The sequence below is a fragment of the Allobosea sp. Root670 genome, from assembly GCF_001429415.1.
GTDB classification, from domain to species: domain Bacteria; phylum Pseudomonadota; class Alphaproteobacteria; order Rhizobiales; family Beijerinckiaceae; genus Allobosea; species Allobosea robiniae.
Window position 1 is genome coordinate 346,698 of sequence record NZ_LMJU01000017.1, and the last position, 12,952, is coordinate 359,649.

General features: G+C 66.6%; 14 protein-coding genes. 9 read left to right on the forward strand and 5 right to left on the reverse strand.

The window, feature by feature from the left end; genetic code table 11:
- Nucleotides 1-121: 121 nt before the first annotated feature.
- Nucleotides 122-1,462 carry a dihydroorotase gene (locus ASE61_RS19630; RefSeq protein WP_061969772.1) on the reverse strand — a complete coding sequence of 447 codons (1,341 nt, stop codon included), beginning with the start codon at nt 1,460-1,462 and terminating at the stop codon, nt 122-124.
- Nucleotides 1,463-1,612: 150 nt separating this feature from the next.
- On the opposite strand from ASE61_RS19630, the gene ASE61_RS19635 reads away from it, so the two are divergent.
- Genes ASE61_RS19635 through ASE61_RS19645 form a run of 3 tightly spaced genes read left to right on the forward strand, consistent with a single transcriptional unit; the run spans nt 1,613 to nt 3,755 of the window.
- Nucleotides 1,613-2,512, forward strand: coding sequence for a YgfZ/GcvT domain-containing protein (locus tag ASE61_RS19635; protein ID WP_061969774.1), 900 nt, complete (start codon nt 1,613-1,615; stop codon nt 2,510-2,512).
- An 11-nt stretch (nt 2,513-2,523) separates the two neighbouring features.
- Nucleotides 2,524-3,153: a DNA-3-methyladenine glycosylase I gene (locus ASE61_RS19640; protein WP_200959671.1), complete on the forward strand. Its 630-nt coding sequence runs from the start codon at nt 2,524-2,526 to the stop codon at nt 3,151-3,153.
- On the forward strand, nt 3,153-3,755 hold the full coding sequence (locus ASE61_RS19645; RefSeq protein WP_061970282.1) for a YfbR-like 5'-deoxynucleotidase: 603 nt from the start codon (nt 3,153-3,155) through the stop codon (nt 3,753-3,755). Before ASE61_RS19640 ends, ASE61_RS19645 begins: the two co-directional genes overlap by 1 nt.
- A 2-nt stretch (nt 3,756-3,757) precedes the next feature.
- Here ASE61_RS19645 and ASE61_RS19650 read toward each other — a convergent pair whose 3' ends face one another.
- Complete coding sequence (locus ASE61_RS19650; protein ID WP_162260128.1) at nt 3,758-5,032, reverse strand: TadE/TadG family type IV pilus assembly protein; 1,275 nt, start codon at nt 5,030-5,032, stop codon at nt 3,758-3,760.
- 305 nt (nt 5,033-5,337) lie between these two features.
- Here ASE61_RS19650 and aceB point away from each other — a divergent pair, with 305 nt between their 5' ends.
- On the forward strand, nt 5,338-6,945 hold the full coding sequence (gene aceB, locus ASE61_RS19655) for a malate synthase A (protein ID WP_061969778.1): 1,608 nt from the start codon (nt 5,338-5,340) through the stop codon (nt 6,943-6,945).
- Nucleotides 6,946-7,011: 66 nt separating this feature from the next.
- On the opposite strand, the gene ASE61_RS26625 is transcribed toward aceB, so the two are convergent.
- From ASE61_RS26625 to ASE61_RS19665, 3 genes are read right to left on the reverse strand one after another with little or no spacing between them, the layout of a single operon-like run.
- The gene (locus ASE61_RS26625; RefSeq protein ID WP_156407168.1) at nt 7,012-7,173 is read right to left on the reverse strand and encodes a hypothetical protein; all 162 of its coding nucleotides are present in this window, start codon (nt 7,171-7,173) and stop codon (nt 7,012-7,014) included.
- 48 nt (nt 7,174-7,221) lie between these two features.
- A complete protein-coding gene (locus ASE61_RS19660) occupies nt 7,222-8,166 on the reverse strand; it encodes a dihydrodipicolinate synthase family protein (RefSeq protein ID WP_061969780.1) in 945 nt (314 codons plus the stop codon).
- Nucleotides 8,167-8,174: 8 nt separating this feature from the next.
- Entirely contained in the window at nt 8,175-8,384 is a 210-nt protein-coding gene (locus ASE61_RS19665) for a hypothetical protein (protein ID WP_244492920.1), read from the reverse strand.
- A 178-nt stretch (nt 8,385-8,562) separates the two neighbouring features.
- Between ASE61_RS19665 and ASE61_RS19670 the strand changes: the two genes are divergently transcribed.
- The 5 genes from ASE61_RS19670 (at nt 8,563) to ASE61_RS19690 (ending at nt 12,789) form a co-directional block, all read left to right on the forward strand.
- Nucleotides 8,563-9,606, forward strand: a complete 1,044-nt coding sequence (locus tag ASE61_RS19670; RefSeq protein ID WP_061969784.1) for a DUF3616 domain-containing protein — start codon at nt 8,563-8,565, stop codon at nt 9,604-9,606.
- Between the two features lie 5 nt (nt 9,607-9,611).
- Nucleotides 9,612-10,172: an NUDIX hydrolase gene (locus ASE61_RS19675; protein WP_061969786.1), complete on the forward strand. Its 561-nt coding sequence runs from the start codon at nt 9,612-9,614 to the stop codon at nt 10,170-10,172.
- 152 nt (nt 10,173-10,324) lie between these two features.
- Nucleotides 10,325-11,236 carry a hypothetical protein gene (locus ASE61_RS26630; RefSeq protein ID WP_061969789.1) on the forward strand — a complete coding sequence of 304 codons (912 nt, stop codon included), beginning with the start codon at nt 10,325-10,327 and terminating at the stop codon, nt 11,234-11,236.
- 130 nt (nt 11,237-11,366) lie between these two features.
- Nucleotides 11,367-11,651: a metal-sensing transcriptional repressor gene (locus ASE61_RS19685; RefSeq protein ID WP_061969791.1), complete on the forward strand. Its 285-nt coding sequence runs from the start codon at nt 11,367-11,369 to the stop codon at nt 11,649-11,651.
- 25 nt (nt 11,652-11,676) lie between these two features.
- Nucleotides 11,677-12,789: an S-(hydroxymethyl)glutathione dehydrogenase/class III alcohol dehydrogenase gene (locus tag ASE61_RS19690; protein WP_061969793.1), complete on the forward strand. Its 1,113-nt coding sequence runs from the start codon at nt 11,677-11,679 to the stop codon at nt 12,787-12,789.
- Nucleotides 12,790-12,952 lie beyond the last annotated feature (163 nt).

Here is a 12,952-nt window from a genome sequence, read left to right on the forward strand (position 1 = left end):
GGTTGGGAGAACCCGGGCGTTCCGGCACGCCGCCGGAACCCGTTCTCTGCTGGCACGTCGAACGGGCACGGCCCGAATCGACACGGGCCGCGAATCTTTTTCAAATATTTTTCGCGCGGCCTCAGGCGCCGCGCGGCAGCGCCTCCAGGAAGCGGGCCGGTTCGCCCCGCGAGGGGTTCGTCAATTCGCCCTCCCACATCACCTTGACCCCGCGCACGAAGGTGCCGACCGGCCAGCCGGTGACGGTGACGCCGTCATAGGGCGTCCAGCCGCATTTCGAGGCGCTCCATTCCTTGGTGATCGTCTCGCGGCGCTTGAGGTCGACGATGGTGAAATCGGCATCGTAGCCCACCGCGATCCGGCCCTTGCCTTCCAGCCCGAAGATGCGCTGCGGCCCGGCGCTGCTGAGATCGACGAAGCGCTCCAGCGTCAGCCGGCCGGCATTCACATGGTCGAGCATGATCGGCACCAGCGTCTGCACGCCCGGCATGCCGGAATGGCTCGCCGGATAAGGATGGTGCTTCTCCTCATGGGTATGGGGCGCATGGTCGGAGCCGAGCACATCGACGATGCCCTGCTCCACGCCCCACCAGATGCGCTGGCGATGACTGTCGTCGCGGATCGGCGGGTTCATCTGGGCGTAGGTGCCGAGCCGCTCGTAGCAATCCGGCGCGACCAGCGTCAGATGGTTCGGCAGCACCTCGACGGTCGCGACATCCTTATGATCCTTGAGGAAGACCATCTCCTCAGCCGTGGAGATGTGCAGGATATGGACGCGTGCGCCGGTCTCGCGCGCGATCCGCACTAGCCGCTTGGTGCAGGTCAGCGCCACCTCGGGCGAGCGCCAGACCGGGTGGCTCGACGGATCGCCCTCGACGCGCAGGGGCATGCGCTCGCGCAGCATCCCCTCGTCTTCGGAATGGAAGGCGGCGCGCCGGCGCGTCCGCTTCAGGATCTCGGCGACGCCCTTGTCGTCCTCGACCAGCAGGTCGCCGGTGGACGAGCCCATGAACACCTTGATGCCGGCCGCGCCGGGAAGCCGCTCCAGCTCGGCGACATCATGCGCGTTCTCATGTGTTCCGCCGACCCAGAAGGCGAAATCGCAATGCATCCGATGGCGCCCGCGCTTCACCTTGTCGGCCAGCGCCTCCGGCGTCACCGTCTGCGGAATCGTGTTCGGCATCTCGAAGACGCAGGTCACGCCGCCAAGCGCCGCCGAGCGCGAGCCGCTCTCCAGGTCTTCCTTGTGATCGAGCCCGGGCTCGCGGAAATGCACCTGAGAGTCGATCACGCCGGGCAGGATGTGCAGGCCGGTGCAGTCGACCACCTCGCCCGCCGACGCCTGCGAGAGATCGCCCAGCGCCATGATCTTGCCGCCGGTGACGCCGACATCGCGCGCCACGCGACCGTCCTGGTTCACCACCGTGCCGCCCTTGAGGATGACATCGTAGGTCTGGGGCATGACAGGTCTCCGAAAGGTTGAGCAAAGACGGGATGCAGCCTACCTATCGGCCAACGCGCCGTCCCGGAAGCCCAAACAGCTTTCGGGTGGCGACATCATCTCGATTCGGCCGAGGAGCCTCGTCCGACATCAGAACTGGAACGGCTGCCCATGTCCGCAACCCGATTGATCGATCGCGGCGTCATTCGCGTCAGCGGCGACGACGCGCGCGATTTCCTGCAGAACCTCGTGACCAACGATCTCGATCCGGTCGTGCCCGGGCAGGCCGGCTATGGCGCGCTGCTGACGCCACAGGGCAAGATGATCTGCGATTTCTTCATCCTCGCGCTGGCGCCGGAGGATGGCGGCGGCTTCCTCATCGACACCCCCCTGCTCCAGACCGCCGACCTGATGAAACGCCTCAAGCTCTACAAGCTGCGCGCCAAGGTGACGCTCGACGACCTCACAGAGAAGAGCGCTGTCATCGCCTCGGCTGATGGCGCTTCCCTGCCTGCTGATGCCGGTTTCGTCTATGACGACCCGCGCCTGCCGGCGCTCGGCCAGCGTGCCATTGCCGATATCGAGGGCATCGAGGCACTGGTCACCGCCGAGCCGGAGGCCTATCACGCCCGCCGCATCGCGCTCGGCATTCCCGCCGGCGGGCGCGACTTCTCCTATGGCGACACCTTCCCGCATGAGGCGCTGCTCGACCAGCTCGGCGGCGTCTCCTTCAGGAAGGGCTGCTATATCGGGCAGGAGGTCGTCTCCCGCATGCAGCATCGCGGCACCGCCCGCACCCGCGTCGTACCCGTCGTCTTCGACGAGGGCATCGCGACCGAGACCGGTGCCGAGGCCACGGCCGGCAGCAAGCAACTCGGCCATATCGGCTCGGGCGCCAATGGCCGTGCCCTCGCCATGCTCCGGCTCGACCGGTTGGCCGACGCGCTCGCCGCGGGACAAACGCCGCTCGGCGGCGGGCTCGCCTTCCATCTCGCGGAAAAGCCGGACTTCATCCGCTTCCCCTTCCCCGGCGAGCCCGATTTCGGTGCCGTCGCAGGAGCCGCCCTGTGAGCGACACCGTCATCGTCAGCGAAGAACGCATCGCGATCCAGGGCGCAGACGGCAAGTTCCGCTGCCGCTGGCCGGGCACCGATCCGCTCTACATCGCCTATCACGACACCGAATGGGGCGTGCCGGAATATGATTCCCGCGCGCTCTGGGAGAAGCTGATCCTCGACGGCTTCCAGGCCGGTCTCTCCTGGATCACGATCCTCAGGAAGCGCGATGCCTTCCGCACCGGCTTCGCGGGTTTCGAACCGGAAGCCGTCGCCCGCTTCACCGAGGCCGATGTCCAGCGTCTGCTCGCCGACCCCGGCATCATCCGCCATCGCGGCAAGATCGAGGGCACGATCAGGAGCGCGCAGGCCTATCTCAGGCTGAGCGAGCGCGAGCCCTTCGCCGATTTCCTCTGGAAGCATCTCGACGGCCGCGTGCTGCAGAACAGCTATCGCGCTCAGGGCGAGGTCCCAACCCAGACGAAACTCTCCGAGACCGTCTCGAAGGAGCTCAAGAAGGCCGGCTTCACCTTCTGCGGCCCGACCATCGTCTATGCCTTCATGGAGGCCTGCGGGCTGGTCAATGACCACCTCACCGGCTGCTTCCGCTGGAGCGAATGCGCCGCGCTCGCCCGCGACTCGCGCCCCGCCGCCTGATGGCTCGCAAGCCCGAACCGCCGCGCGCCTGGCAGCGCATGCTCTCAGGCCGCAGGCTCGATCTGCTCGATCCCTCGCCGCTCGACATCGAGATCGAGGACATCGCCCATGGTCTCGCCCGCGTCGCCCGCTGGAATGGGCAGACGCACGGCGCCCACTCCTTCTCCGTCGCGCAGCATTCGCTGCTGGTCGAAGCGATCGCGGCCCATCTCAATCCGGACTGGGAGCGTGGCTGGCGCTTGATGGCGCTGCTGCACGACGCACCGGAATACGTCATCGGCGACATGATCTCGCCGTTCAAGGTGGTGATGGGCGATGCCTACAAGAGCGTGGAGCTGCGCCTCCTGGCGGCGATCCACCTGCGCTTCGGCTTGCCGGCCGCGACGCCGGCCATCCTGAAGCGGAAGGTCAAGGAGGCCGACACCATCGCCGCTTTCTTCGAGGCGACGCGGCTGGCCGGCTTCGGCCGCGAGGAGGCCTTGAAATTCTTCGGCCGGCCGCAGGCGCTGCCGGCCGAAGTTCTGTCCTGGCTCGACCCGCTCGACACCGAGACGGCGCAAGCGCGCTTCCTGGCGCGCTTCGCCGCGCTCGGCGGAGGCTGAACTTACTGCGTCAGGCGCACCGCGCTGATCTCGCTGGCGATCGCCTTGAAGATCGGGCTGAGCTGCGAGGCGTTCTTGACGTCGTAATACATCTCCGGCCGCGTGGCGCAGTTCTTCAGCAGCGTCGCGTCGCCGTCGATGACGCGGATCGTGTAGAGGCTGATTCCCGCCGCCTTGACCCCGGTGCAGGCGAGCGTCGTGCGGGCATCGATCTCGTTGCCGACCTTTGTGAAGCGATTCTCGGTATTGTCGCCGTCGGTCAGCAGGATCATGTATTTCTTCAGCATCGGCTCGGTCGAAGGCTTCGCCTGCGTGAACGGGGCCGCCGGCGACAGCGTGGCCCAGCCCCAGACGGCACCGATCGTGACGTTGGTGTTGCCGACCGGCGTCATCGTGTCGACGCGGGCATTGAGCGCCGCCCAGTCCGCAGTCAGCGGCAGGACCTCCGCGAGCGAGGTCTGGCCGCACCAGGTCGCCGGATATTGCTGGGCGCTGGCCGAATAGGAACCGGCATCGCTGACATCGTAACTCTGATCGCGGTCGGCGATACAGCCATGGCTCTGGGCCCATACGGTCTTGGTCAGCGTCTCGGTGGTGCAGTTATTGCCCCACCGGTCGCAATTGACCTTTCGCGTCATGCCGTAGCGGATCCAGTTCTCGTTTTTGAGGCCGCGGTCGATCCGGACCTGGGTGTTGAACGGCACGATCGAGATCTTGATCTGTTCGGGATCGATCGCCGCATCCTGCATGATCTTGATGAGATCCTTGGAGGCCTGCTTCAGCGCCGTCATCTTGCCGGACGAAGACATCGAGCCGGTATTGTCGAGCACCAGCGCCAGTTCGATCTTGTTGGTTCCCCAGGTCGACTCGCTGTTCGTACCCACCGGCAGTTGGCTGGTGCCGAGCACGCGGGAGATCGTGGTCGGCACAATCGCCTTGGCCTCGATCTTGATCGTCCGCGCCGTGCGATCGATCGTCACCGCCGCACTTTCGAACTCGCCTTTCACATCGGGGGGCAGGTTGTCGCGGATCCAGGCGTCGATGCGCGTCCTGAGCTCCCCGTCCGTCAGCTTCTGGGCATCGCGTGCCGCCATCAGCGCCGCGGAATCGATCGCCGCATTGAGCGCCTGCCGGGTATTGCTGGCGCGGGAATAGTCGATCGCCACGCCGACGACGCCCATCAGCGGCACGAGCACCAGCCCGAACAGCATCATCACGTTGCCGCTTTGATCCCGGCGGAAGCGCCTGAACATCTCAGGCAGTGAGCCGATCTTCATCATTGGTTTCATCCAGGGCCGGATTGCCGCATTCGACCCCGGAAGCGTTGGCGGCCGGAACTTACGAATTGCTGAAACCGATTTGCGGAAGTCGGGCCTATCTGCACATTTTGAATCGAAACGCACTGCCGTTACGTCATTATGCGTTCACCGCGCGCGCAACACAACTTTCACGGGCATTTTGACGGCCCTTACCCGCGAACGGAAATTCATTCCAAACTTGAACAAGTGATCGTCATTTTTTCCGGATTTTGCAAAGTGTGCTTTCGCGGAATGATGGTCCCAACCTGATCGGAGGACCATTCATGTCGGACACCCCCACACTCGCCCTGCCGGCCGGCGTCGTCGTCAAGGGCGCCCTGCAGCCGGGCTTCGAGCAGATTCTCAGCGCCGAGGCGCTCGGCTTCGTCGCCGACCTGCATCGCCGCTTCAACGAGACGCGCAAGCGCCTGCTGGCCCTGCGTACCGAGCGTCAGAAGCGCTTCGACGCTGGCGAGACGCCCGATTTCCTCGCCGAGACCCGGCATATCCGCGAAGGCGACTGGACCGTCGCACCGATCCCGGCCGACCTCCTTGACCGCCGTGTCGAGATCACCGGCCCGGTCGATCGCAAGATGATCGTCAACGCGCTGAACTCCGGCGCCAAGGTCTTCATGGCCGATTTCGAGGATGCGTCCTCGCCGGTCTGGGCCAACATGATCGAAGGCCAGATCAATCTCCGCGACCGCTGGGCGAACAGGATCGACTTCACCGATCCCACGAACGGCAAGGACTACAAGCTCAAGGCCAAGCCCGCCGTCCTGATCATCCGCCCGCGCGGCTGGCATCTGCCGGAGCGGCACATTATCATCGACGGAGAGGAGGCCTCGGGCTCCCTGGTCGATTTCGGCCTCTATGTCTTCCATAACGCCAAGGCGGCGCTGGCCGCCGGCTCCGGCCCGTATTTCTACCTGCCGAAGCTGGAGAGCCACCTCGAGGCCCGGCTCTGGAACGACGTCTTCGTCGCCGCCCAGTCGGCGCTCGGCCTGAAGAACGGCACGATCAAGGCCACCGTCCTGATCGAGACCCTGCCGGCCGCCTTCGAGATGGACGAGATCCTCTACGAATTGCGCGAGCACATGGCCGGCCTCAATTGCGGCCGCTGGGACTACATCTTCTCCTTCATCAAGAAGCTCGCCCGCAACAAGGCCTATGTCCTGCCGGATCGCTCGCAGGTCGTGATGTCCAAGGCCTTCCTGCGCGCCTATTCGCTGCTGCTGATCAAGACCTGCCACAAGCGCGGTGCCTTCGCGATGGGCGGCATGGCAGCGCAGATCCCGGTCAAGAACAACCCTGAAGCCAATGCCGCGGCCTTCGCCAAGGTCAAGGCCGACAAGGAGCGCGAGGCCGGCGACGGCCATGACGGCACCTGGGTCGCTCACCCGGATCTCGTCCCGGTCGCGATGGAGGTCTTCGACCGGCTGATGCCGCAGGCCAACCAGCTCGACAAGAAGCGCGACGACGTCTCGATCGGCGCCAAGGATCTGCTGGAGGTCCACCAGGGTACGCGCACCGAGGAAGGCTTCCGCGAGAACATCCGCGTCGGCGTCCAGTATATCGAGGCCTGGCTGCGCGGCCGTGGCGCGGTTCCGATCTACAACATGATGGAGGACGCCGCGACCGCCGAGATCAGCCGCGCCCAGATCTGGCAGTTCGTCCAGTATGGCGTCGCGCTCGAAGGCGGCATCACGGCCGATGCGGCGCTGTTCAAGCGCTGCCTGCCCGAGGAGATGGAACGCGTGAAGGGCGAGCTCGGCGCGGAGAACTATGCCAAGGGTCGGTTCCCCGAGGCGATCGCGCTGTTCGAGACCCTGTCGCTGGCGCCGAACTTCGAGGACTTCCTTACCGTGCCGGCCTACGCCAAGCTCGCCTGAGTTCGGTTCGGACCGATGACATCGGAAGGGCGTCGCGCCATCGCGGCGCCCTTTCTTTTCGCGCAGTCAATGCAGATGCCACCAGACCCGTCCGCCGATCAGGATGGCGAGCAAGACGACCGAACCGAACAGGTGCAGCAGGTCAGCCTTCCAGCCACCGGCCGATGGCCTGCGGACATGCCGGTAGATCGCCTCCCGGCGACGGCGATAGGTCCCGATCGTGGTCATTGAAACCTCCATCCGGTTCGCGGTGGACACAGCCGCGCTGCTACGGATTCAGGCGCGACGGGCAGCGACCGCCGGCCCGTTGCGCGCTGCCTTCATCGCCATGCCGGCAAGCGGGTGCGGCAGGTCCTCAATGGCGTCGCAAAGCAGGGGCACGATGTCCGGCCGCGGCGGCGCGAGCGGCGCGCGGCAGGTGGCACCGACCTCCGGATGCAGCATCGACAGAGCGAGCTTGATCAGGACGGGGTCGGGCTCCCGCGCGAGCAGGTCGAGCAACGGGACCAGCCGCCGCTGCAAGATCTGCGCCTGCCCGTAGAACTCGGAGCGCGCCGCGCTGTCCATCCGCGCCAGCCAATGCGGCGCAAGATTGCCGACGCTGGTGATCGCCCCGCAGCCGCCGGCGAGCAGATAGGCCGGGATGGTCTCGGCCGCCCCCGTCAGCCGCATGAAGCGGCGGTCGCGCACGCGGGCGATCCGGTCGCAGCGAACGAGATCGCCCCGCCGCTCCAGGATGCCGACGATGTTCGCCGCCCCTTCCAGCTGCTCCAGCGTCTCCGGGGCGATCTCGACGCCGCAGCGATCCGGATCGTTGTCGAGGATGAGCTCGAGGCCCGTCGCCTGGGCCGCCGCCAGGGCATGGGCCGCCAGGCCCGCCTGCGTCGGCCGGTTGTAATAGGGCATGCGCAACAGCAGGGCCGAGGCGCCGGCCTTCTCGGCGGCGGCGATTTCGGCAATGGTCCCGGCAGTCGAATAACTCCCGACAGCGGCGATCACCGGGTAGTGCCGGCCGGCGATGCGGCGGGCGGCAGCGCAGAGCGCCTCCCGCTCGGACCCGCTCAGCGTCGGGCTCTCACCTGTGGCGGTGCCGACCACGATGCCGTCGGCGCCCTGCGCGATCTGCCAGAGAATGAGGCGTTCCAGCGCGCCGTAATCGATCGCGTCCTCGTCGAAAGGCGTGACCAGCGCGGTGAACATGCCGTGAAGCCAGTGGTTCATGGCGCGTCTCAGAGCAGCGAGAGCGTCTTCGCGGTCATGCGGACCGCGCGAGCCCGGTGCCCGGTCTCGAAGACGGCATAGCGCAGCGCGGCACTGCGATCGCAGAAGATGCCGCCGCCGCGGCCATGCGTCTCGACGGCCAGCCAATGACCTTCCACATCGCGCCCGACGAGGAACTGGAGCGGGCCGCCGAAGGATTTGCGAGGAATACTGAACATCATCCTGTTTCCCGAGCGGTCTTCCAGGACCGCCCGGACAAGCTAGGGACGGCGCCATAGCCGTTCGAGACGAGGCAAAGGGCAGGATCATCAAGATCCCATAGGGATCGCGCCGCAGCGCTTTGACATCCTCCTGCCGCTCGCGCTCAATCCGCGCCTCTTCTTTCGGATTCGCCTGATGCGCTACCCCCTCTTCGTCATGCTCCTCGCCGCCGCTACGCTCGCCGGCCCCCTCGCCCGGGCCGCGACGCTCGCGCCGGAACAGCGCTTCAGGACGCTCGGTGACTTCTCCGGCAAGAAGCCCGGCAAGCCGGCGCGCGATGTCAGCGGCCTCGCCTGCATGCCGGCCGCCAACGGCACCCAGCGCTGCCTGCTGATCAATGACGAGGGCTCCTTCGCCCAGTTCGCCCGCATCGCCGAGAACCGCATCACGCCGGACGCGACCGTGCCCATCATCGGCGCCGAGGCCGCGCCCGACACGCTCGGTCAGCTGCCGCAAGGCATCTGCAAGATGCCCGGCCGCTTCGCCGAACTCGACGGCGAGGCCGTCGCCTATGCCGAGGGCGCCTTCTATGTCGCAGGCTCGCATGGCTGCTCGCGCAAACGCGGCGAATTCCGCCTCTCGGCCTTCCATCTCGCCCGGATCAAGGTCGATGCCGAAGGCACCGCCGCCGGCAAGGTCGAACTGACCTATCGCCTGAGCGACATGCTGCGCACCGCCGGTCCAGCCGGCGCCTTCTTCGGACGCGGCCTGATGGACGATAACGGCCTGAATGTCGAAGGCATCGCCGTCACCGGCGACACGCTCTGGGCCGGTCTGCGCGCTCCCTCCCTCGGCAATCGCGGCTTCCTTGTCGGCGCCTCGCTGAACGCCCTGTTCGCGCCGGGCCATGCGCCCGCAACGGAAGCGCCGCGGGTCTTCCAACTGCCGGCCGGCCCCGATCGCGGCATCCGCGACCTCGCGCCCCTCCCCGATGGCCGCCTGCTCGCGCTGCTGGGGCCGGCGCAGGAACAGGCCCTGCCCTACTCACTGCTGCTGATCGACCCCGCCAGACCCGATGCGGCAACCCCGCTCGGCGATCTGCCGGCCCGCGGCGGCGACAAGGCGGAATCCCTGACCGTGCTGGCTCAGGACGGCAAGGGCCTCGCGGTGTTGATCGGCTATGACGGCCCGAAGAACGGGCATTTCGAATCCTACCGCCTGCCGCTCGAACCGCGCTGAACCCGATGGATTTCCGCAACGATCTCTCCCGCGCCGTCGAGCGCTATCGCGCCGAGGTCGCCGACGCCCGCGAGCACCTCGCCTTGCTGCGCTGGCAGATGGCGCAGGGCCACGCGCTCGATCGGCGTGACACCTTTCCCGGCCATCTCACCACCAGCGCCTTCGTGCTCTCGCCCGATCATGCCCAGGTCCTGCTGATCGACCATGTCGTGATCGGCCGCTGGCTCCAGCCCGGCGGGCATTGGGAGGAAGCCGAGCAGTTCCACCTCTCGGCCGCACGCGAGGCGATCGAGGAAACCGGCGTGCAGGGCCTTGCCTTGCATCCCTGGCATCGCGGCGCAGACCTGCCCTTCACCATCGACAGCCATGACGTGCCGGGCAAGCCATCCCGCGGCGAGCCGGCCCATATCCATCACGACCTGCAATATCTCTTTCTCGCCGATCCGACCCTGCCACTCGTCGCGCAGGTCGAAGAGGTGCACGCCGCTGCCTGGAAACCGGTCGGCACGCTCGCGGGGATCGCGCCGCGTGCCTTGGAGCGTCTGTCGCACCTGCACACGCCCTGACTGTTGCAGCGCAACAACAGCAATCCGGATTGCTGAAACGGCTATGGCTCTTTTATCGCCTGCGGCTTCGGAGCGGCGCATGTCTTGCAACGGGAGAAGCCCCGCCCGAGTCGCGGCGAAGCTTGCTTCCGCCGCGCAACTGGAACCGCGCCATGACGAACCTCGCTCCTCTTCGCCTCGCCGCCTCCTTGTTCATGTCCATCGCCACGACGACGGCCTTCGCCGCCGACCTGCCCTCCCGCAAGGGCGCTCCGGCTGCGCCTCCGCCCACGCTCTCCGCCTGTACGGAAAGCGAGGGCATCCCGACCGACGCCTTCGGCTTCACCACCGGTTCCGACGTCGCCGATACCGGCTCCTTCGGCCCGAGCCTGACCTATGGCGGCGCCTTCGGCACCCGCGGCGGCAGCTTCAACGGCCATGGCCTGACCTTGCAGGGCTCCTACGGTCTGTTTCCCTGCTTCGAGATCGGCCCCTATGTGCTGGGCTCCTTCAGCAACGCCTCGATCGGCGGCATCAGCGCCGACGAGCGCGCCTTCGGCGCCGGCGTCGAGATGAAGTACAAGCTGCTCGGGCGGAGCATGCACGGGCTCGGCCTGACCCTCGTGATCGATCCCAGCGTCAACCGCGCCGATCCGGACGGCGCCGGCCGCTTCACCACCTACAATACCGGCATCCGCCTCTTCGCCGACAAGACGCTGATCCCGAACACGCTCTACGCCGGGCTCAATCTCTCGCATGACCTGACCTGGACCGGCCCCTCGCCCTATCAGCGCTCATCGACCTTCACCATCGCCGGCTCGCTCGCCTGGCAGGTGCAGGAGGGGCTCTATCTCAGCGGCGAGGTTCGCCATATGCGTGCCCATAACGAGCTCGGCTTCGGCAAGGAGGCGGGCTACGCCACCTTCGCCGGCCCCGGCGTGTTCTGGCAGGCGACGAAGCAGCTCGCCCTCTCCGCCGCCTACAACATCCAGGTCTCCGGGAAGGCCAAGGGCGAGCCCGGCAATCTCGACCTCACCAATTTCAGCCAGCATCTCGTCAAGGTGAAGCTCGGCTACAGCTTCTGAGCCATCCAACATCGCATCGGCGGGAGAGCGGCAGCGGCAACGCTGCCGCTCTTTTCGTTTCAGTCGGCCTCGCGCGTTGACATACTCCCCCTCAGTACCATAGCGTCGCGGCAACCGGAGCCTCGTGCCCATGCCTCACACGCCCGAAGAGAAGAAGCGCGCCGTCACGCGGCTGCGCCGGATCAAGGGGCAGACTGACGCCCTGATCGCCGCCGTCGAACGCGGCGAGGAATGCGGCGCCCTGCTGCAGCAGCTCGCGGCCTTGCGTGGCGCGGCGACCGGATTGATGGCCGAGGTGCTCGAAAGCCATCTGCGCGAGACCATGGCCCGGCCGGCCGAGGCAGCGCAGCTGGAAGCCGGAAACGATGACGAGATCGCCGCGATCATGCGGGTGATCCGCCCCTATCTGAAATGAACATCCGCAAGGAAGGAAGCCCCCGATGAAGACCCGCGCCGCCGTCGCCTGGGAAGCCGGCAAGCCCCTCACCATCGAGACCATCGAGATCGGCGGCCCCAGGGCTGGCGAGGTCCTGGTCGAGGTGATGGCGACCGGAATCTGCCATACCGACGCCTACACGCTGTCGGGGCTGGATTCGGAGGGCAAGTTCCCGGCGATCCTCGGCCATGAGGGCGCCGGCATCGTGCGCGAGGTCGGCGCCGGCGTGACCAGCCTGAAGCCCGGCGATCATGTCATCCCGCTCTACACGCCGGAATGCCGCAGCTGTAAGTCCTGCCTGTCGCGCCGGACCAATCTCTGCACCTCGATCCGCGCCACTCAGGGCCAGGGCGTGATGCCGGACGGCACCTCGCGCTTCTCCTGCGACGGCGGCGAAGTGTTCCACTACATGGGCTGCTCGACCTTCGCGAACTTCACCGTGCTGCCCGAGATCGCGCTCGCCAAGGTCCGTGAGGACGCGCCCTTCGACAAGATCTGCTATATCGGCTGCGGCGTGACCACCGGCATCGGCGCTGTCATCTACACGGCAAAAGTCTGGCCGGGCGCCAATGTCGTGGTCTTCGGCCTCGGCGGCATTGGCCTCAACGTCATCCAGGGCGCCCGCATGGTCGGCGCCGACAAGATCATCGGCGTCGACATCAACCCGGCCAAGCAGGAGATGGCGCGCAAGTTCGGCATGACCGACTTCATCAACCCGGCCGAGATCGGCAACGACAAGGTCGTACAGGCGATCGTCGACCTCACCGGCGGCGGCGCCGATTTCTCCTTCGATGCCACCGGCAACACCAATGTGATGCGCCAGGCGCTGGAATGCTGCCATCGCGGCTGGGGCGAGTCGATCGTCATCGGCGTGGCCGAGGCCGGCAAGGAGATCGCGACCCGCCCGTTCCAGCTCGTCACCGGCCGTGTCTGGAAGGGCACCGCCTTTGGCGGCGCGCGCGGGCGCACCGACGTGCCGAAGATCGTCGACTGGTACATGGAGGGCAAGATCAACATCGACGACCTGATCACCCACAAGCTCTCGCTCGACGAGATCAACCACGGCTTCGACCTGATGCATGAGGGCAAGTCGATCAGGAGCGTGGTGGTCTACTGAGGTGCCGTTCCACCGCCTCATTCGGCGGGCACTGAAGCACGACCTTTGTCATTCCGGGGCAGCGCGAAGCGCTGAACCCGGAACCCACGACTGGGTACGAAGCTTGAATAGACCGACCGGGCAAGGGCTTGCCCGGTCGTGGGTTCCGGGTTCGTCTTTCGGC